Below are 18778 nucleotides of genomic sequence, written 5' to 3' on the forward strand. Positions count from 1 at the left end.
GCAATATCAACCGAACGGCTTCGGGTTGCATTTTGTTCTCTTTTTGTTCATACGAATCACATGCGAGTTCCTGGGCCAATCCAAAAGGGAAGAGGTGCCGTCAGCGGCCAGGCCAGCCGGCGTTTCAACCTGCCGCAACGTGAGAGCGACGGAGACTGGATGGATGCCGCTGAAGAGATCGACGGTCCGGCGCGGCACCCGGCCACGACGGTTACCGAGGAGCATCCTCGCTCGATCCTGTCGTTCAACAAGTCTCCGGACATCCCTTTCGACCGCTCGATCAACGCTTACCGGGGATGCGAGCATGGCTGCATCTACTGCTTCGCGCGGCCGACCCACGCTTATCACGACCTTTCCCCGGGCCTCGATTTCGAAACGAAGCTCTTCGCCAAGCCGGATGCGGCACGGTTGCTGCGCCAGACCCTGGCGAAGCCTGGCTATCGCCCCGCTCCCATCGCCATGGGCACCAATACCGACCCCTACCAGCCGATCGAAAGCCGCTATCGGATCACCCGCAGTGTGCTCGAAGTCTGCCTGGAAACGCGGCATCCGGTAACGATCACCACCAAATCGGACCGGGTTCTGCAGGATCTCGACCTGATCGCGGAACTGGCCAGGCTGAAGCTAGTGGAAGTGGGCATATCGGTGACGAGCATGGATCCGAAGCTTTCGCGTCTGCTGGAACCGCGAGCGGCTGCGCCTGCCAAGCGCATCGCCGCGCTGGGGCGTCTGGCGGATGCGGGCGTGCCCGCCCACGTTTCGATTGCGCCGGTCATTCCCTCGATTACCGATCAGTTTCTCGAAGACATCCTTCATGCCGCGAAGGATAAAGGTATCGACCGCGCGACATGGATCATGGTCCGCCTGCCCCATGAAGTGGCGCCCCTGTTCCGCGAATGGCTGGATGTGCATTTTCCGGATCGGGCGGGCAAAGTCATGGCCACGATCCAATCTCTGCGCGGCGGCCGCGACAACGATCCCGACTTCTTCACCCGCATGCGCCCCACCGGCGTCTGGGCCGATCTGTTCCGCAGGCGATTCAAGGTGGCGATGACCCGCATGGGATTCTCGAAACCGGCGATCCTGCTGGACAGCACGGCCTTCCGCCGGCCGTCGCTGGACGGTCAACTTTCGCTGCTATAGCCTTCGTTTCGAAATACAGGTGGAGGCTGATTCCATGTTGCTGGCAACTCTCGCTCTTTTGGCCGCCACCGTCGCGCCGGCGGCTTCCACCCCAGCCGCCCCGCCTGCCTCTGCCCCCGCCGCCGCCAACCCTGTCGAGACAACTCGCACCGCAGCCGCACCGCCGGCCTTCCGCGCGCTTTCCTGCGCCCGGGGATGCCTTTCCGCCATCGAGGCGGTAACGTATGCCTCCTATCTCGGCGAAAAAGCCGGGGTGGCCGGCATGTTCGAAATGCCCGTCGTCGAAGTCGGGCAGCAGAACGGACTGTTCTACCTCAACTCCGAAGACGACTACCGCGACCGCAATTGCCTGACCGTGGCCATGACGCCTGCGGCTATGCAGGCCTTCATCGGCACGGTCGATCTCGATCAGGTCCGCAAGCGGCTTCAGAAGCGCCGGATCGTGGTGCGTGGGATTGCCCAGCAGGTGCGGATCAATTTTTCCTCCGACGGCAGGCCCTCCGGCAAGTACTATTACCAGGTCCATGTCCGCGTCGGTGAAGCGAGCCAGGTGCGCGTGACCGTCTGAGGCACTCCGCAACCGAAAACCATCCTCGCGCGTTCCCTGCCCAACGATAAAAATGGACAGGAGGCTGTCATGGCCGATGAAACCGTAACGACCGAACGCGCGCCCGAAGCTCCGACCACCACCACGACGATCATCCGCGAACGCGGATCATCGGGAGGAGCGACGGGCATCGTGATGGCGCTGATCCTGCTGATCGCGGTTGTCGGCGGCATCTACCTCTTCAGCAAGGGTACGCAGAGCGAAACCGCCAAGGACGATGCCATCACCGAAGCGGCCAACAATGTCGGCTCGGCCGCGAACAAGGTCGGCAACGCGGCAGAGAACGCTGCCGACAACGTCCAGAAGAACGACGGTAACTGAGCGGGCCTGCTGAACGGTCAATCCGGCAGGCGATAACCCCGGAAACGTTCGCGCAGGTCTTTCTTGCTGATCTTCCCGCTGCCGGTGTGGGGTATGTCGGTCACGAATTCGATCGCGTCCGGCAACCACCACCTGGCCACTCGGCCTGCCAGGAATGCCAATAGCTGACGCTCGTCGATCGCGCTTTCCGGTCTGCGGATGACGACCAGCAGCGGCCGCTCGTCCCATTTCGGATGCGAAATGCCGATGGCCGCCGCTTCCATCACATCGGGATGCGCCACGGCGGCATTTTCCAGTTCGACCGAACTGATCCACTCGCCGCCGGATTTTATGAGATCTTTGGTGCGATCCGTAATCCGCAAGGCGCCGTCGGGCTGGATTGCGGCCACGTCGCCGGTATCGAACCACTGATCGCTGTCTACGCAGTCCTCCTCGGCACCGAAATAGCGGCGTACGGTCCAGGCACCGCGCACTTGCAGGGCGCCGGACGATGCCCTGCCCTCCGCTCCGATGCCCCCTACCTCGATGCCGTCTGCCTCGCCGCCTGCCTTCTCCTCTCCGGCGAGAGGGACGATGCGGACTTCGCTGCCGTAGAGCGGGCGGCCCTGAAAGCTCTTGACCAGGACCTGCTCCTCGAAGGTCATCTCATCCCATCCGGCCGGTTCGTAAGTGACCGTTGCGATCGGCGAGGTTTCCGTCATGCCCCAAGCCTGGACCACGCGCACGCCGGCACGCATCAGCCGCTCGACCACGCTCGGCGGTACGGCGGCGCCGCCCGACAGGGCCTGGCGGATGGGCGGCATGTCCCTGCCCGTGCTGTCGAGGTGCGCGAACATCGAGAACCAGACGGTCGGTACCCCGGCCACATGGGTGACCGCTTCGTTTCGCAGGAGATCGCAGAGCGTCTCAGCCTCGCTGGTCTGGCACCAGACCATCTTCGCGCCGACCGCGGCGCAGGCCCAGGGCAGCCCCCAATCGTTCGCATGAAACATCGGCACCACCGGCAGGACGCAGGATCGCGGCTCCAGGGCCAGGCAGGACGGCGCGATGATCGCCAGGGTGTGGAGCACGTTGGAGCGGTGGGAATAGAGCACTCCCTTGGGATGCCCGGTCGTGCCGCTGGTATAGCACAGCATGCAGGCGTCGCGCTCGGCTCCCGGCGTCCAGAGCGCCCGGCCGTCCTCCAGCCCGATCCAGTCATCGAAACAGGGCCCGAATGCCGCCGAATCGAAGCAGATGGCATGGGCGATGGAGGGGCAGCGCGGCAGCAGGCGTTCGACGATGGACTGGAACGCCGCGTCGTAGATCAAGACGCGGTCGGATGCGTCGTTGACGATCCAGGCGAGCTGTTCCTCGAAAAGCCGAGGGTTGAGGGTGTGGAGCACACAGCCCGCGCCGGTCACCCCGAACCAGGCCGCAAGGTGCCGCCCGTGGTTCATCGCCAGCGTCGCCACGCGGTCTCCGGGATAGATGTCCAGCCGCCGCAGCGCCTGCACCATCTTCAGGGCATCGTGCCTGATGCCGGCCCAGTCCGTTCGGGTTTCGCTGCCGTCGACCCAGTGCGTGACGATCTCGCGCGTGCCGTGCTCGCGCGCGGCGTGATCGAGCAGTCCCGTCACGCGAAGGTCCCATTCCTGCATCGCCCCAAGCATCGGGTGCCTCCCCTCTTCCTGCAGCTGCCCCCGTGGAGGAAGGCCCGCTAAGGCAAAAGGTAGGTGCAGTTTGCCCCTTATAGCAAGCTGCCGCGACCGGCCGCGCGGCGGACGGACGGATCGAGGGGGTATGCCGTCAGGCCGCGCGGCGAAGGCCTTCCGGCCCCCTTCGTGCGATCAGCGACACGTTGGAGATCCCTGCCACACTGGCAAGGTGCTCGGCGAATTCGCCGTCGAGCGCGAAATCCCGTCCCAGCCGGACTTTCTGCCGGCGCCCCTCGCCCAGATCCAGCACTGCCACCACTTCACCGCAGCCCGGCGCTCCCGGCCGCATGAGCATCGCCAGTTCCTGCACGGCTTCCACCCGGTCTATGTCGAGCGTGAGCAGCATGCGGGCCCCCGCCTTCACTTCGTTGAGCGGCCGCGCGCCCCGCACCGTCACACGCGGCGGCTCGTCCGGGCTGGGGCTGTCGAGTTCGACGTTGAGCAGCACGCATGCGCCCTCTTTCGACCATCTGACGAAGTTCTCAACCAGGCTTTCCTCGAAGCAGGAGGCGGAGAAATTGCCCGACTGGTCCGAAAAGTCGGCCATGACGAAGTCCTTGCCGCGGCGCGTCTTCCGTTTCTGCACGTTCTCGACCATGGCCGCCATGACCGCGTCCGTGCGCCCTGCCCCGCCGCCGTTCATGAGGCTGGAATAGGTCCGCGCCCCGTTGGCCGAGGCCACGGCGCGGAACTGCTCCACCGGATGAGCGGCGAAGTAGAAGCCGAAAGTCTCCCGCTCCTTGGCCATCTGGTCCATGCGGTTCCAAGGGTCCGCATCCACGAAGCGCAAGCCCTGCTCGACATGATCGTCCCCGCCGAACAGGCCATGCTGGGCGCTGTTCCGCTCTCGCGAGGAGCGATCCGCTTCCGCCAGCAGGGTATCGGCATTGGCCAGGACTTTGGCGCGATTCGGCTCCAAGGCGTCGAAAGCGCCGGCAGCGGCCAGGCTTTCGAGCTGGCGGCGATTCATCGAGCCGGCAGGTGCCCGCCTGAACACATCGTCGAGGCTGACGAACTTGCCGTTCGCCTCGCGCTCGGCTACGATGGCGTCCATCGCCTTCTCGCCGACATTGCGAATACCCGCGAGGGCATAGCGCACCGCGTGGCTGTCCGGCGTTTCCTCCACGCAGAATTCGGCTTCCGACATGTTGATGTCGGGCGCTGCGAGCTGAATGCCGTTGCGCCGGGCGTCATCGACGAAGATCGCGAGCTTTTCCGACTGGTGCATGTCGAAGCACATCGAGGCGGCGTAGAATTCGTGCGGGTAATGCGCCTTGAACCAGGCGGTGTGATAGGCGAGCAGCGCATAGGCAGCGGCGTGCGACTTGTTGAAGCCGTAGCCGGCGAACTTGTCGATCAAGTCGAACAGTTCGTTGGCCTTGCCCGCCTCGATCCCGGAAACCTCCTTGCAGCCATCGACGAAGCGCTGGCGCTGCTTGTCCATCTCCGCCTGGACCTTCTTGCCCATGGCGCGGCGCAGAAGGTCGGCATCGCCGAGCGAATAGCCTGCCAGGATCTGCGCGGCCTGCATGACCTGTTCCTGATAGACGAAGATCCCGTAAGTCTCGCCCAGGATACCGGCCAGCTTGTCGTGCGGATACTCGATCGATTCGAGCCCGTTCTTGCGCCTGCCGAACAGCGGGATGTTGTCCATCGGGCCGGGACGGTAGAGCGAGACGAGCGCGATGATGTCACCGAAATTGGTGGGCTTCACGGCCGCCAGCGTGCGGCGCATACCTTCCGATTCCAGCTGGAACACGCCCACGGTGTCGCCGCGCTTCAGCAGTTCGTAAACGGCCGCATCGTCCCAGGCGAGCGTCGAGAGGTTGATCGTGATGCCGCGCCGTTCCAGCAGGTCGCAGGCCTTCTTCAGCACTGAAAGCGTCTTCAGGCCGAGGAAGTCGAACTTGACGAGGCCGGTATCCTCCACCGACTTCATGTCGAACTGCGTCACCGGCATGTCCGAGCGCGGGTCGCGGTAGAGCGGCACCAGTTGCGCCAGCGGACGGTCGCCGATGACGACGCCCGCCGCGTGAGTCGACGAGTTGCGCGGCAGACCCTCCAGCTGGACCGCCAGGTCGACCAGGCGCTTCACCTCGCGGTCGACATCGTATTCGCGGCGGAATTCCGCGACGGGCGGATCCTTGGTGACGCCATGCTGCTTGCGGCCATGCAGCGCATCGGTGAGCGTCCACGGGTCGGTCGGATGGTTCGGCACCATCTTGCAGAGACTGTCGACGCGGCCGTAGCCCATCTGAAGGATGCGACCGCAGTCGCGCAGCACGGCGCGGGCCTTCATCTTGCCGAAAGTGATGATCTGGGCGACGTGATCGTGCCCGTATTTGCGCTGGACGTAGCGGATCACCTCGCCGCGGCGGGTTTCGCAGAAGTCGATGTCGAAGTCCGGCATCGAGACGCGTTCCGGGTTCAGGAAGCGTTCGAACAGCAGGCCCAGCTTCAGGGGATCGAGGTCAGTGACGGTCAGCGCCCAGGCGACCAGCGAGCCCGCGCCCGAACCACGGCCCGGCCCCACCGGAATGTCGTTGTCCTTGGCCCACTTGATGAAGTCGGCAACGATCAGGAAGTAGCCGGGGAAGCCCATGCCGACGATGATTTGCACCTCGAAATCGAGGCGCTTGGCATAGTCTAGGAAATCCTCGGTGACGCCGCGCTCGGCCAGTTCGCGATAGGCGGCTTCGCGCTCTTCGCCCTGAAGGGCCATGGCGGCATCGAGTTCTTCCTCGGTAACGTCCGGCCAATAGGGCGCGAGACGGCTGGCAAGGCCGGCGCGGGAATTGTCCGCCAGCATCCGCGCCTCGCCCTCAAGGTCGCCGGCAAGGCTGGGCAGCAGCGGCTTGCGGCGCGGCGGCATGTAGGCGCAGCGCTGCGCGACGACGAGCGTGTTGGCCAGCGCCTCGGGCAGGTCCGCGAACAGCTCCTGCATCGTCTCCGCAGGCTTGACCCAGCGTTCGGATGAGGACCGGGGACGCTCCGGCGCGTCGACTTGCGTGGAATTGGCGATGCAGAGCATGGCATCGTGCGCGGCGTGGAACTGCGCTTCGGCATATTGCGCGGGGTTAGTGCCGACGAGGGGAATATCGCGCGCATAGGCCAGCGCGATCAGGTCTTCCTCGCTCTCGTCCTCGACTTGCTCGCCGGTGCGGGTGATCTCGATATAGAGCCGGTCGCCGAACAGGGCTTGCAGGCTGTCGCAATAGCTTTCCGCGGCTTCGAACTTGCCCGCCGCATAGAGCCGGGTCAGCGCGCCTTCGCTGCCTCCGGTCAGGCAGATCAGGCCATCGGTGTGGCCGCGCAGCGATTCCAGCGTGACATGCGGGTCGAGCTCCAGTGGACGCTCCAGGTGCGCGCGGCTGACGAGATCGCACAAGTTCAGCCAGCCGGCCTCGCTCTGGGCGAAAAGCGCGAGCCAGTCGATCGGCAGGTCCTGTCCCTGTGCCACCACCCCCGGCCGCGCGACGGCGAGGAAAGTGCCGACGATGGGCTGGACGCCGGCTCCCTTGCAGGCCTGCGCGTAAGTGGGGGCACCGTAGAGACCGTTACGATCGCAGATGGCGGCGGCCGGAAACTTGCGCTCCTTGGCCAGCTTTGCCGCGGCCTTGGGATCGATCGCGCCGTCCAGCATCGTGAAACTTGAGAAGATGCGCAGAGGTACGAAGGATGCATGGGCCATCCGGGGAATTTAGGCATTGCCCTATGCCCCGATCAAGGCGCGTCTGGGGATAAGCCGGGGGAAAGGGATCGCGATGGCTCCGAAACGGTCCGGTCTCGCGCCGGATGGCTGGATTCCGACGAGCGGGTACAGGCCTTGCTGCTGTCGGAGCGCCTTGAAAGTCGGGCGGAATCGCGTCATGTTCGGCCCGTTCCTGTCCTTGCCGGAAGTCCCGACCCGGTGTCTTCAAGAACCATTGATTCATGCACAACCCACGCCGTTTTCGGCGTTTTCGTCTTATGCCGGATCGGCCGTTCTGGAGACGTGTGAATGAAGTTCGCCTATCTCGCTTTCGTTCCCCTGCTGCTCGCACCGGAAGGCCTGCTGCCTCTGGAGTTCGCAGCCATGGCACAGCAGAATCGTCCCGGCGGATCGCAGGGCCAGGGCGCGCGGCCACCGTCGGGTGGTTCGAATAGCCCCTCCGGCCCCGGCCAGCCCGGCGCAGGAGGAAGCCGCCCGCAACCGCAGCCTACCCGCCCCGGCGGCAACCAGACACAGCCGAGTCGGCCCGGTGGCGGCAACGACAATCGGCCGGGACAACCGGGCGGCGGCAATCGACCGGGGCAACCCGGTGGAGACCATCGCCCCGGCCAGCCCGGCAATGGCAATCGCCCAGGGCAGCCGGGTGGCAACTACCGCCCGGGACAGCCGGGCAGCAACTATCGCCCGGGCCAGCCGGGCAGCGGCAACCGCCCCGGCCAACCGGGCTATCCGCGTCCGCCCGTCGTCTCTCAGCCCCATCGTCCGGGCGCAGGAAGGCCGAGCACGTTCCGCCCGATGCGCGCGCCGCCGTACCGCTATCCACGGGGCTACAGCTATCGGCGATGGACGGTGCGGATGGTCCTGCCGGCCATCTTCCTGTCCTCGGCCTATCTGTTCCAGGACTATTCGATGGTCGGCGTCGGCCCGCCGCCCCCGGGCTATTACTGGGTGCGCTACGGCCCCGACCTGCTGCTGGTGAACCGCACCACGCGCCGCGTGGTCGATGTGATCTACAACGCCTTCTACTATTGAGCCGGATGGCAGGACGAAAGAAGGCGCTGCTCGCTCAGAGCAGCGCCTCGATGTCCTTTTCCAGGCTCTCCGGCTTATCGGTGGGAGCGTAGCGACGCACGACCTTGCCGTCGCGGCCGATCAGGAACTTGGTGAAGTTCCATTTCACGGACTTGCTGCCGAGCAGACCCGGCGCTTCGCGCTTCAACCATGTCCAGATGGGCGCGGCATCGTCTCCATTGACGTCCACTTTGCCCATGAGCGGAAACGAGAGGCCGAAGTTCACTTCGCAGAACGAGGCGATGTCCTCGGCCGAGCCCGGTTCTTGCCCGCCAAACTGATTGCACGGGAAGGCGATGACCTCGAAGCCGCGGTCCCGATATCTCTGCCAAAGTGTTTCCAGTCCGGCATATTGCGGCGTGAAACCGCACTTGCTGGCCGTGTTGACCACAAGCAGCACTTGGCCGAGCCTGTCGGCGAGACTTACCGTCTCACCGCCGGGCAAGGCCACTTCGAAATCCGCAATCGTTCGGAGATCAGCTGGTGACGCCATGGGGGAAGTCCGTCCTTCGATAAAGACGGCGTATGTCCCCGATTTCCAGCAGCCTGTCACCGTCCTTCTGAACGGAATAATTCACCTGATCCGCCTCTGGGAGGTGCATCACATAGCGAATCAGATTGGCCACCGTATCTCGGCGTATCGCCTTGAATACGTTGAACAGACCGCTGCCATCAGTGGCCTTGTGCAGTTCCGCACCGTCGTTCCATCCGGGGCTGTCGCCAGCCGGAATGCCTTGGATGGTGGTGGGAAAGTCGCTCATATGTTGCTCCTTTCGCGCGTCTTGCCTCGGCCCATGAAACGCGCAGGAATCGCGCAATGTTCCCTGAGCTTTATCCCCGCCGGGTCAGGCCAGCACCCCTTCGTGGAGTCTTACCACCCGATCCATGGCTGCAGCCAGCCGCTCGTTGTGGGTAGCCACAAGCGCTGCGCTGCCCTGCCCGCGCACCAGTTCGAGGAACTGCGCGAACACAGTGTCGGCGGTGGTCTCGTCGAGATTGCCGGTCGGTTCGTCGGCGAGCACGAGGCGCGGCTTGTTGGCCAGGGCACGGGCCACGGCGACGCGCTGCTGCTCGCCGCCCGAGAGCTTGCTCGGCCGGTGTTCGAGGCGCTGCCCCAACCCCAGCGCGCTCAGCAATTCGCGCGCGCGCTCCTCGCACTCCTCGCGCGGCTTGCCGGTGATGAGCTGCGGCAGGACCACATTCTCGATCGCGTTGAAGTCCGGCAGGAGGTGGTGGAACTGGTAGACGAAGCCGATATGGTCGCGCCGAACCGCCGCGCGGCGGTCCTTGCCGAGCTTCGACGCATCGATGCCGGCGATCTCGATTCGCCCGCCGAAACCGCCTTCGAGAAGGCCGATGGCCTGGAGCATGGTCGACTTGCCCGAACCCGAAGGCCCGAGCAGGGCAACGATCTCTCCGGGGCGAACGTCGAGGTCCACGCCGCGCAGGACATCGATGGTCACGCCGCCTTGCTCGAAGCTGCGCGTCAGCTTGTCGAGGCGGACGACTGCTCCATTGGCGGAAGCATGGACAGTGTCATTCATAGCGCAGCACCTGCACGGGATCGGTGCTCGCCGCCTTGAAGGCGGGATAGAGCGTGGCGAGAAAACTGAAGATCAGGGCCATCACGCAGATCACCGCGATTTCCACGGGGTCCGGGCGCGAGGGCAGCTCGTTCAGGAACCGGATCGAGGGATCCCAGAGGTTCTGGCCGGTCACGATCTCCACGAAATGAACGATGGGTTGGCGGAAGTAGAGGAACACGATGCCCAGCAGCACGCCCGCCAGTGTTCCCAGCACGCCGATGCAGAAGCCGGTCGTCACGAAAACCTTGAGCAGCGAACGCCGGGTCGCTCCCATCGTCCGCAGGATCGCGATGTCGCGCGTCTTGGCGCGCACCAGCATGATCAGCGAGGACAGGATGTTGAACACGGCCACCAGCACGATGATCGAGAGCACGACGAACATCGCCACGCGCTCCACCGCCAGCGCCTCGAACAGGGAGGCGTTGATGGTCTTCCAGTCAGTGACAATGGCGCGGCCCTTCAACTGCCGTTCAAGCGGCGCGATGATCTCGCCCACGCGGTCCGGGTTGGTAGTCGTCACCTCGATCATGCCGATGGTGTCGCCCGTGAGCATCAGCGTCTGTGCGTCCTTCATCGGCATCACGACATAGGCCTTGTCGTAATCGTAGATGCCGATCTCGAAGATGGCAGCGACGCGATAGGCGATCTGGCGCGGGACGGTGCCGAACGGCGTCGAGCGGCCGAGCGGGTTCATCACGGTGATCGTATCGCCGACTTGCGCGCCGAGATTCTGCGCGAGCTGCGACCCGATCGCGACATTGTCGCTGCCGGGAACCAGTTCTCCGAGATTGCCCGCCTGCACCTTCTCGCGCAGGCGCGCGATATCCTCATTGGTGTTGCCTCGCACCAGCACGCCTTCGACGCGGCCGTTGAAGGTGGTCACCAGCGGCTGTTCGATCAGCGGCGAGGCCTTGACCACGCCCGGAGTCGCGCGGACATCCTTCAGCACGCTCTGCCAGTCGTCCAGCCGGCCGCCATAGGCCTGGATGATCGCATGGCCGTTCAGCCCCACGATCTTGTCGAACAGTTCCGCGCGGAAGCCGTTCATGACGCTCATGACGATAACCAGCGCAGCGACGCCCAGCATCACGGCCACCAGGCTGATGCCGGCAACCAGGGCAATGAAGCGCTCGCCCTTTCCGGGCAGCATGTAGCGCTTGGCGATGGTCCATTCGAAAGGGGATAGGATCAAGCGACGGGTCCGTCTGTGATCGGGCAGATGGCCCGGCATTAAGCAGAAGTAGGAAGACTGGCAAGCTGATCGCCTGCCCGAGGTGACGCGGTGCTGAACGCGCAGGCAAAAGTCCAGAGAGCCCCAACGGTCGATCACAATGCTTCTGAGAGGCGCCGGTTCCCGTGGATCGGGGCTGTCATTATGCCGTCACGAAGCTGGCGCAGACGCCCTTGCCGAACCGGAGGCGTTCGACCCCCTTGCATTTACGGGCAACACGCTCCAAATGCGCGGGCGATTTTGGCGCGCCAGCAGCCCGGACGACATCCATGAACATGACACATCCCTTTCGAGACGCCGACGGGGACAAGCTGCGCGAAGAGTGCGGCGTTTTCGGCGTAATCGGCTCCAAGGACGCGGCGAACATCGCCGCGGCCGGGCTTCACTCCTTGCAGCACCGCGGCCAGGAGGCCGTGGGCATTACCAGTTTCAGCGGCGAGGAGTTCCACTCCCACCGCGGCCTCGGCCACGTGGCGCAGGTGTTCTCCCAGCGCGAGCTGGATACCCTGCCCGGCACCATGGCTTCCGGCCATGTCCGCTATGCCACGACCGGCGGATCCGGGCTGCGCAACGTGCAGCCGCTCTTCGCCGATCTGGCCGCGGGCGGTTTCGCGATCGCCCATAACGGCAACATTTCCAACGCGATGACGCTGAAGCGCGATCTCGTGTCGAAAGGCTCGATCTTCCAGTCGACCTCCGACACCGAGGTGATCATCCACCTCGTCGCCACCAGCCGCTATCCCACGCTGCTCGACCGGTTCGTAGACGCGCTGCGCATGGTGGAAGGCGCCTATTCACTCATCTGCATGACGGCAGAGGGCATGATCGCCTGCCGCGATCCGCTGGGCATCCGCCCGCTGGTCATGGGCCGCATCGGTGACGCCACCGTGTTCGCCTCGGAAACCGTGGCCTTCGACGTGATCGGCGCCGAGTTCATCCGCTCGATCGAGCCGGGCGAACTGGTCCAGGTCGATCACAAGGGCACGATCTCCAGCCACCGCCCCTTCGGCAATCCGGCCCCGCGCCCCTGCATTTTCGAGCACGTCTACTTCAGCCGACCCGATTCGGTGATGGACGGCCGCTCGGTCTACCAGGTGCGCAAGCAGATCGGCATGGAACTCGCCAAGGAAGCGCCGGCCGCCGCCGATGTGGTGATCCCGGTTCCCGACAGCGGCGTGCCTGCCGCCATCGGTTATGCCCAGCAATCGGGCATTCCCTTTGAGCTCGGCATCATCCGCTCGCACTATGTCGGCCGTACCTTCATCCAGCCGGGTGACGCGGCCCGCCACGCGGACGTGAAGCGCAAGCACAATGCCAACCGCGCCATCGTCGAAGGCAAGCGCATCATCCTGATCGACGATTCGATCGTGCGCGGCACCACCTCGATGAAGATCGTCGAGATGATGCGCGACGCGGGCGCTGCCGAAGTGCACATGCGTATCGCCAGCCCGCCGACCGAGCATTCGTGCTTCTACGGCGTCGACACGCCGGAACGTTCGAAGCTGCTGGCCGCCAACATGGACATCCAGGCCATGGCGGACTTCATCAAGGCCGACAGCCTCGCCTTCGTCTCGATCGACGGTCTCTACCGTGCGGTCGGCGAGGAAAAGCGCAACAAGAAGCGCCCGCAATTCTGCGATGCCTGCTTCTCGGGCGAATATCCCACCAAGCTGACGGACTTCGCCGAGCGTTTCTCCGGGGAGCTCAACGCAGCGTGAGCGAAAGTATTGGCGGCAAGCCGTTCGAAGGTCAGGTCGCGCTCGTCACCGGCTCCAGCCGGGGGATCGGTGCGGCCACCGCGCTCGCACTCGCTTCGGCGGGCGCACACGTCCTGTTGACGGGGCGCGACACCAAGGCACTGGAAGCGATCGAGGACCGGATCTACCAGGCCGGCGGCGCGGCGACGATCGCGCCGGTCGACCTCGTCGAATCGGACGGCATCGCCCGCCTGGCCACCGCCGTCTCGCAGCGCTGGGGCAAGCTCGACATTCTCGTCGCCAATGCCGCGGTCCTGCCGGAACTGACGAGCGTGGCCGATATCGACCAGCGCGCCTTCAACAAGGCGCTCACCACGAATGTCCTCGCCACGCAGGCGCTGATCGCCAATTTCGATCCGCTGCTGCGCAAGAGCGACGATGCGCGCCTGATCGGCATGACCTCCACCGTCGCCACCGCACCCCGCGCGTTCTGGGGCGCCTATGCCGCTACCAAGGCCGCGTTCGAGGTTCTGCTGGATTGCTATGCGCAGGAAAGCCGCAATATCGCGAAGCTACGCGTGGCCATCGTCAACCCCGGTGCCACCCGCACGGCGATGCGTGCCCGTGCCTATCCGGGCGAAGCGCCGGCATCGGTGAAACCGCCCGAAGCCGTGGCCGAAAGGCTTGTCTCGCTGCTCGCGGAACCCTTTGAAAGCGGCCACCGCGAGACCATTCCCGCCGATTTTTAACCACATGATTTAATGCGGTGGTAACTCTTTCCTGATTTCTTCCCATTGACGGCGTATCATGCACGCCGCTCCAATGTACGGGTCTCGGGACAATGACGACAAAATCCCCGCAAGACATCTACGAACTCGCTGCCCAGGAAGACCGCAGCGCGATTCGCCTGCGAATCTCGATTCCGGCCGGTTTCCGGGCATCGGGCACCAAGGGTTTCCAGACGGCCGTGCGCGATCTCTCGCTTTCCGGCTTCTCGGCCACGGCGATCAGCCGCATCCACCCCGGCACGTACTGCTGGCTGACGCTGCCCGGAATGGAAGCCCTGCCCGCGCGAGTCATCTGGTGGGAAGACGGGCTGGTCGGCTGCGCGTTCGAACAGCTGCTAAACCCGATCATCCTGGAAAACGTGCTTGCGCGGTGGCGCGGCCAGGGAAGCTGAGCGCTTCTTCAGCCCGGCTTGACCAGGGTAACTTGCGCGACGTCGATGCCGCCGCCCATGAAGCCGCCCTCACAATACATCAGGTAGAAGCGCCATAGGCGCACGAACCGCTCGTCGAAGCCGGCGGGGAGCCGCCCTTCCGCAACGGCGGCCTCGAAGTTCCGGCGCCATTCGTGGAGCGTCCGGGCATAATCCAGCCCGAATCCCTGCCGGTCCTCCCACGAAAGTCCGCGCTCCTCGGCCAGGCGGCGGAATTCCGGTTCGTGAATCAACATGCCGCCGGGGAAGATGAAAGTCTGGATGAAGTCCGCGCTGCGGGCATAGGATTCGAAGATGTCGTCGCGAATCGCGATGTACTGGATCGCAGCGCGGCCGCCGGGCTTGAGGTTCCGCGCCACGCAGTCGAGGAAATCGGGCCAGAATTGCCGCCCTACCGCCTCCACCATCTCGACCGAGGCAATGGCGTCATAGGCGCCTGCGACATCGCGGTAGTCCTGCTTCAGGAAATCCACGCGCCCGCCTGCGCCTTTCACTCGCCCGGTCCAGCGATCCCGCGCATAGGCGAGCTGCGCGTCCGAAAGGCTGATGGCATCGACATGCGCGCCCTCGGTTTCAGCGAGGAAGGCAGACAGCGTGCCCCAGCCGCAGCCGATTTCCAGAACACGACCGTCCTCGGGAATGGCAAGCCGGTGGGCGATGGCGCCGATCTTGTTCGACTGCGCGAGGTCAAGCTCGGTGACGAACTGGCTGAGCGCATTGGGGCCGCCCCCGGCGCGCGGATAGATCCCGCTGGAATAGAGCATCGTCTCGCCCAGCCATTGTTCGTAGAAGTCGTTGCCGAGGTCGTAGTGGACGTGGATGTTCCGCAGTGAGCCGGAACGCGTATTGCGGTTCAGCCAATGCAAGGCCTTGGCCGCGATCCGCCAGGGTCCGCGCGCGCGGCCGACATTTCCCAGGCCCGCGGCATTGTCCATGAACAGCGCGAAGATCGGCACTGGATCGGGGCTTTCCCATTCCCCTTCGTCCCAGGCCTGATACCAGCCGACCGAGCCCGCCGTGGCGAGGCGCAGCAGCGCGCGCCAGCTATTGATCTGAACCACGGCTTCGAATCCCGGCGCCCTTCCGCCGAGAAGGCGAGTCTCGCCGCCGGGAAGGGTCGCCTCTATCGATCCGCGCTGGAGACCCTGGTCGATCTTGTCGAGAACCCTCGACACACCGCCAGACCAGAGTTTTGCCAGCCACTGCGGGCCGACGCCAATGGAGCGGCCGCCGTCGACCAGTTCCTCACCCCTGCCTGGCGCCTGTGCGTTCATATCCGGGATATTATCCGGAAATTGGCCGCGGGCAATTGCTTAGAAACCCGCTCTCACCGGTCTTTCGCCTTCGCCCAGGCGGCCAGGGCCCGCTCGCGTCCCGCCCGGTGCTCGACGAGCTTGGCAGGATAGCCGCGAGGGCGCTTGTCCGACGCGGGATCATGGATATCCGCGTCGTCCAGGTCCGCAAGCTCGGGCACCCACTCGCGAATATAGGCGCCCGCGTCGAACTTCTCCGATTGGCTGAGCGGGGCCATGATCCGCACGAACATCTGCGCATCCACGCCCGAACCGGCGGCCCACTGCCAGTTCACCGCGTTGGAGCCGTAGTCCGCATCCACCAGGGTATCCCAGAACCATTTCTCGCCTTCCCGCCAATCGAGCAGGAGATGCTTGATCAGGAAACTGGCGACGATCATCCGCACCCGATTGTGCATCCAGCCGGTGTGCCAGAGCTGGCGCATGCCGGCATCGACGATCGGATAGCCGGTCCTGCCCCGCTGCCAGGCAGCAAGATCCGATTCGGCCTGCTTCCCGGTCCGCCAGTGCAAGTGCGAAAAATCCTCCTTCGCGGAACGGCTCCCATATTCGGGGAACTGCAGGATCACGTTCTGCGCATAATCGCGCCAGCCCAGCTCGCCGAGGAAGGTCTCCACCGAGCCGCCGGCATCGGCCACGGCATGCCAGACTTGCCCCGGAGAGATTTCGCCGAAGTGAAGATGCGGCGAAAGGAAGGAAGTGCCGTCGACCGATGGCAGGTTCCGCTGCGCTTCATAGGCGGAGGCTTCCTCTACGAAAGCATGGAGCCGCTTCTTCGCGCCATCCTCGCCCGGTTCCCACATCTCGCGCATGCCGCCCGCCCAATCGGGCTTCGCCGGAAGCAGCTTCCAGTCCGCGAGCCGATCAGACTTCGGCCAGTGCGCCGGTGCCTCGATCCTGGCGGGCCGGGGATGCGGTTCGACCGGCGGCAGGCGTTCGTGCAGCGCCCGCCAGAACGGCGTGTAGATCTTGTAGGGCCGTCCCGAACCATTGATCACCGACCCGGCCGGCGCCAGGTAATTGCCATGATGAAGGTGCAGGTCCAGCACTTGCCCCACGGCCTTTTCGGCATTGCGCCACCAGGGTTCGTAGTGGTGCAGCGCGTGGACCGACACGGCCCCCACTTCCTCGGCCACTTCCTTCAGCACGTTCTCGCAGCGCCCCTTGCGCAGGATCAGACGCGAGCCCTTTTCCCGCAGCGCAGCGTCCAGGCTTTTCAGCGAATGATGCAGCCACCAACGCGATGCACCGCCCATGCTGCGATGCCTGGGCGTCTCGTCATCCAGGACATAGACCGGGACGACGGGGCCTTGGCTGGCCGCTTCTGCGATGGCAGGCTGGTCGGACAGGCGCAAGTCGCGCCGCAGCCACACGATGATGGGGGGATTCATGCTGCCGGAACGCTTGTCTGCCATGGGCGTTCCCTAAGCCAATGACTGCCTCTTCCGAAAGACCGAACCTGCTGCGGCATCGCATCGATCCGCGCAAATCCCTCATCGCCGCCGCGACCTGCTGGACGGCTTTCGCCTTCTTCGCATGGGCGGTGCCGGCCGGACGTACGACGCATTTCGACAGGATCGGTGTGATGTTCTGGCGCGCGCAGGATTTACGGCCGCTCGGCCCGACCTGGCTGCTGGAATGGGTGCGGGATCTCACCGCAATGGGCGGATTCCTGCAACTGAAGCTCTACACGATCATGGCGGTCGTGGCGCTGTTCTGGCTCCGTTGCCGGCGCGAAGGCGTTCTCTTGGCATTGACCGTCATCAGCGCCAGCCTGGTCAATCTGGGGTTCAAGGCGCTGTTCGGCCGCCCTCGCCCCGAGATCGTGCCGCACCTGACCTCGGCCGGCGGGGCTAGCTTTCCCAGCGGGCACAGCTTCAATGCCGCTTCTTCGTATATCGCGTTTGCCCTGGCTTTTGCCGCACTGAGTCCGCGAGCCTCGCTGCGCCATGCGCTCATCGCCTGCGCCATGATCCTGAGCCTTGCGATCGCCTGGAGCCGCGTATGGCTGGGCGTCCACTGGCCGAGCGACGTCATGGCTGGGTGGCTGGGCGGCGCAGGCTGGGCCTTCCTGGCCAGCGCGCTCCTCTATCGACCAGCCGTCACCGTGATCCATGCCGCCGACGATCTCGCTGACCCCAAGAGCTGAGTTCCTGGTTTCAAGCCACGGTCCAGGTCTGCCCCCGGGCCAGCAATTTGCCGAGATCCGCCGTCTTGCCCGCGATCAGCCCCTGCCTTTCGGCCACGACCGCGCTCTCGAACGTGGGCGCGGGATCGTCGAGAATCACGCCCAGCGCCATCGGGAACGGACCGAAGGGCATTTCCACCAGCATGTGGGCCAGCGTGCGGTTGCGCACATTATGCCGCAAGACCCCGGCTCCCTGCCAATCGCCGTCAACCACGTCGACAGCGTGCAGCGACAGCGTCTCGGGATCGAGCGCAAGGCCGCGGGTCTCCTTTGCATAGAGCAAGGGCTCTCCATCCCGGCACTGGACCTGCATATCCGCAGCTACGGCCTTGTCGGTGAAGTCGTCGAAACGGTCCTTGTTGTAGACGATGCAGTTCTGGAAAATCTCCATGAAGGCCGCACCTTTGTGGCGATAGGCGGCCATGAGCACCTCGGGGAGATCCTTGGAGACATCGTAGCTGCGCGCCACGAAACGCGCCCCCGAACCCAGCGCGAAGGCGCAGGGGCTGGCGGGCCGATCCACCGATCCCGCTGGCGAGGTCGGCGAAGGTGTGCCGGGACGACTGGTCGGAGAATATTGGCCTTTCGTCAGGCCGTAGATCTCGTTGTTGAACAGCATGATCTGGCAATCGAGATTACGGCGCAGCACATGCATGGTGTGGTTGCCCCCTATCGACATGCCGTCGCCGTCGCCGGTGACCAGCCAGACGTCGAGCTGCGGATTGGCCAGCTTGATGCCGGTTGCCACGGCGGGTGCGCGGCCGTGGATCGAATGGAAGCCATAGCTCTCGACGTAGTAGGGAAAGCGACTGGAACAGCCGATGCCCGAGACGAAGACCGTGTTCTTCGGGTCTGCTCCCAGCATCGGCAAGGTCCGTTGCACGGCCTTCAGGATGGCATAGTCGCCGCAGCCGGGGCACCAGCGCACTTCCTGGTCGGTCTCCCAGTCCTTGAGCGTGGTCTCGATCGGGGTCATGTCGTTCATGAGGGCAT

Annotated in this window: 17 protein-coding genes; 8 read left to right on the forward strand and 9 right to left on the reverse strand. The window is 64.8% G+C overall.

Translation table 11 applies throughout. From position 1 onward, the window contains the following. Nucleotides 1-60: 60 nt before the first annotated feature. From AB4Z00_RS12930 to AB4Z00_RS12940, 3 genes are all read left to right on the forward strand, one after another. Nucleotides 61-1143 carry a PA0069 family radical SAM protein gene (locus AB4Z00_RS12930; RefSeq protein ID WP_442046258.1) on the forward strand — a complete coding sequence of 361 codons (1083 nt, stop codon included), beginning with the start codon at nucleotides 61-63 and terminating at the stop codon, nucleotides 1141-1143. Nucleotides 1144-1177: 34 nt separating this feature from the next. Beyond that, nucleotides 1178-1711: a hypothetical protein gene (locus AB4Z00_RS12935; protein WP_442046259.1), complete on the forward strand. Its 534-nt coding sequence runs from the start codon at nucleotides 1178-1180 to the stop codon at nucleotides 1709-1711. Nucleotides 1712-1780: 69 nt separating this feature from the next. Continuing rightward, nucleotides 1781-2071, forward strand: a complete 291-nt coding sequence (locus tag AB4Z00_RS12940) for a hypothetical protein (protein WP_132263733.1) — start codon at nucleotides 1781-1783, stop codon at nucleotides 2069-2071. 17 nt (nucleotides 2072-2088) lie between these two features. Here the strand turns inward: AB4Z00_RS12940 and AB4Z00_RS12945 are convergent, their stop codons facing one another. Next, nucleotides 2089-3723 carry a long-chain fatty acid--CoA ligase gene (locus AB4Z00_RS12945; protein ID WP_442046260.1) on the reverse strand — a complete coding sequence of 545 codons (1635 nt, stop codon included), beginning with the start codon at nucleotides 3721-3723 and terminating at the stop codon, nucleotides 2089-2091. Between the two features lie 136 nt (nucleotides 3724-3859). Further along, nucleotides 3860-7459: a DNA polymerase III subunit alpha gene (dnaE, locus tag AB4Z00_RS12950; RefSeq protein WP_134095355.1), complete on the reverse strand. Its 3600-nt coding sequence runs from the start codon at nucleotides 7457-7459 to the stop codon at nucleotides 3860-3862. Nucleotides 7460-7768: 309 nt separating this feature from the next. Between dnaE and AB4Z00_RS12955 the strand changes: the two genes are divergently transcribed. Beyond that, nucleotides 7769-8512 carry an RcnB family protein gene (locus AB4Z00_RS12955; RefSeq protein WP_442046261.1) on the forward strand — a complete coding sequence of 248 codons (744 nt, stop codon included), beginning with the start codon at nucleotides 7769-7771 and terminating at the stop codon, nucleotides 8510-8512. 34 nt (nucleotides 8513-8546) lie between these two features. Here the strand turns inward: AB4Z00_RS12955 and AB4Z00_RS12960 are convergent, their stop codons facing one another. The 4 genes from AB4Z00_RS12960 to AB4Z00_RS12975 form a co-directional block, all read right to left on the reverse strand. Further along, on the reverse strand, nucleotides 8547-9044 hold the full coding sequence (locus tag AB4Z00_RS12960; protein ID WP_442046262.1) for a glutathione peroxidase: 498 nt from the start codon (nucleotides 9042-9044) through the stop codon (nucleotides 8547-8549). Further along, nucleotides 9028-9312, reverse strand: coding sequence for a hypothetical protein (locus AB4Z00_RS12965; RefSeq protein ID WP_132263740.1), 285 nt, complete (start codon nucleotides 9310-9312; stop codon nucleotides 9028-9030). The genes AB4Z00_RS12960 and AB4Z00_RS12965 overlap by 17 nt, the downstream gene beginning before the upstream one ends. An 84-nt stretch (nucleotides 9313-9396) precedes the next feature. Continuing rightward, nucleotides 9397-10095: an ABC transporter ATP-binding protein gene (locus tag AB4Z00_RS12970; protein ID WP_134095353.1), complete on the reverse strand. Its 699-nt coding sequence runs from the start codon at nucleotides 10093-10095 to the stop codon at nucleotides 9397-9399. Then, nucleotides 10088-11329, reverse strand: coding sequence for a lipoprotein-releasing ABC transporter permease subunit (locus AB4Z00_RS12975; protein WP_442046263.1), 1242 nt, complete (start codon nucleotides 11327-11329; stop codon nucleotides 10088-10090). Before AB4Z00_RS12975 ends, AB4Z00_RS12970 begins: the two co-directional genes overlap by 8 nt. Before the next feature lie 308 nt (nucleotides 11330-11637). On the opposite strand from AB4Z00_RS12975, the gene purF reads away from it, so the two are divergent. The 3 genes from purF to AB4Z00_RS12990 all read left to right on the forward strand — a co-directional run bounded on the left by purF (nucleotide 11638) and on the right by AB4Z00_RS12990 (nucleotide 14245). Then, nucleotides 11638-13086, forward strand: coding sequence for an amidophosphoribosyltransferase (gene purF, locus AB4Z00_RS12980; RefSeq protein WP_132263746.1), 1449 nt, complete (start codon nucleotides 11638-11640; stop codon nucleotides 13084-13086). Beyond that, nucleotides 13083-13814 carry an SDR family NAD(P)-dependent oxidoreductase gene (locus tag AB4Z00_RS12985; protein ID WP_134095351.1) on the forward strand — a complete coding sequence of 244 codons (732 nt, stop codon included), beginning with the start codon at nucleotides 13083-13085 and terminating at the stop codon, nucleotides 13812-13814. Before purF ends, AB4Z00_RS12985 begins: the two co-directional genes overlap by 4 nt. A gap of 92 nt (nucleotides 13815-13906) precedes the next feature. Continuing rightward, nucleotides 13907-14245, forward strand: a complete 339-nt coding sequence (locus AB4Z00_RS12990) for a PilZ domain-containing protein (RefSeq protein WP_132263750.1) — start codon at nucleotides 13907-13909, stop codon at nucleotides 14243-14245. An 8-nt stretch (nucleotides 14246-14253) separates the two neighbouring features. Here the strand turns inward: AB4Z00_RS12990 and AB4Z00_RS12995 are convergent, their stop codons facing one another. Beyond that, nucleotides 14254-15558, reverse strand: coding sequence for a class I SAM-dependent methyltransferase (locus AB4Z00_RS12995; RefSeq protein WP_442046264.1), 1305 nt, complete (start codon nucleotides 15556-15558; stop codon nucleotides 14254-14256). Nucleotides 15559-15611: 53 nt separating this feature from the next. Next, the gene (locus tag AB4Z00_RS13000; protein WP_442046508.1) at nucleotides 15612-16988 is read right to left on the reverse strand and encodes a cryptochrome/photolyase family protein; all 1377 of its coding nucleotides are present in this window, start codon (nucleotides 16986-16988) and stop codon (nucleotides 15612-15614) included. Between the two features lie 41 nt (nucleotides 16989-17029). Between AB4Z00_RS13000 and AB4Z00_RS13005 the strand changes: the two genes are divergently transcribed. After that, on the forward strand, nucleotides 17030-17746 hold the full coding sequence (locus AB4Z00_RS13005) for a phosphatase PAP2 family protein (RefSeq protein WP_442046265.1): 717 nt from the start codon (nucleotides 17030-17032) through the stop codon (nucleotides 17744-17746). Between the two features lie 10 nt (nucleotides 17747-17756). Here AB4Z00_RS13005 and AB4Z00_RS13010 read toward each other — a convergent pair whose 3' ends face one another. Continuing rightward, nucleotides 17757-18770, reverse strand: a complete 1014-nt coding sequence (locus tag AB4Z00_RS13010; protein WP_442046266.1) for a 2-oxoacid:ferredoxin oxidoreductase subunit beta — start codon at nucleotides 18768-18770, stop codon at nucleotides 17757-17759. Between the last annotated feature and the right edge of the window lie 8 nt (nucleotides 18771-18778).

The organism is Novosphingobium sp. YAF33, from assembly GCF_052113265.1.
GTDB lineage: Bacteria > Pseudomonadota > Alphaproteobacteria > Sphingomonadales > Sphingomonadaceae > Novosphingobium.

Coding starts and splice junctions, on each gene's coding strand:
- AB4Z00_RS12930 (WP_442046258.1), top strand. CDS start 61: ATGCGAGTTCCTGGGCCAATCCAAAAGGGAAGAGGTGCCGTCAGCGGC.
- AB4Z00_RS12935 (WP_442046259.1), top strand. CDS start 1,178: ATGTTGCTGGCAACTCTCGCTCTTTTGGCCGCCACCGTCGCGCCGGCG.
- AB4Z00_RS12940 (WP_132263733.1), top strand. CDS start 1,781: ATGGCCGATGAAACCGTAACGACCGAACGCGCGCCCGAAGCTCCGACC.
- AB4Z00_RS12945 (WP_442046260.1), bottom strand. CDS start 3,723: ATGCTTGGGGCGATGCAGGAATGGGACCTTCGCGTGACGGGACTGCTC.
- dnaE (WP_134095355.1), bottom strand. CDS start 7,459: ATGGCCCATGCATCCTTCGTACCTCTGCGCATCTTCTCAAGTTTCACG.
- AB4Z00_RS12955 (WP_442046261.1), top strand. CDS start 7,769: ATGAAGTTCGCCTATCTCGCTTTCGTTCCCCTGCTGCTCGCACCGGAA.
- AB4Z00_RS12960 (WP_442046262.1), bottom strand. CDS start 9,044: ATGGCGTCACCAGCTGATCTCCGAACGATTGCGGATTTCGAAGTGGCC.
- AB4Z00_RS12965 (WP_132263740.1), bottom strand. CDS start 9,312: ATGAGCGACTTTCCCACCACCATCCAAGGCATTCCGGCTGGCGACAGC.
- AB4Z00_RS12970 (WP_134095353.1), bottom strand. CDS start 10,095: ATGAATGACACTGTCCATGCTTCCGCCAATGGAGCAGTCGTCCGCCTC.
- purF (WP_132263746.1), top strand. CDS start 11,638: ATGAACATGACACATCCCTTTCGAGACGCCGACGGGGACAAGCTGCGC.
- AB4Z00_RS12990 (WP_132263750.1), top strand. CDS start 13,907: ATGACGACAAAATCCCCGCAAGACATCTACGAACTCGCTGCCCAGGAA.
- AB4Z00_RS12995 (WP_442046264.1), bottom strand. CDS start 15,558: ATGAACGCACAGGCGCCAGGCAGGGGTGAGGAACTGGTCGACGGCGGC.
- AB4Z00_RS13000 (WP_442046508.1), bottom strand. CDS start 16,988: ATGAATCCCCCCATCATCGTGTGGCTGCGGCGCGACTTGCGCCTGTCC.
- AB4Z00_RS13005 (WP_442046265.1), top strand. CDS start 17,030: ATGACTGCCTCTTCCGAAAGACCGAACCTGCTGCGGCATCGCATCGAT.
- AB4Z00_RS13010 (WP_442046266.1), bottom strand. CDS start 18,770: ATGAACGACATGACCCCGATCGAGACCACGCTCAAGGACTGGGAGACC.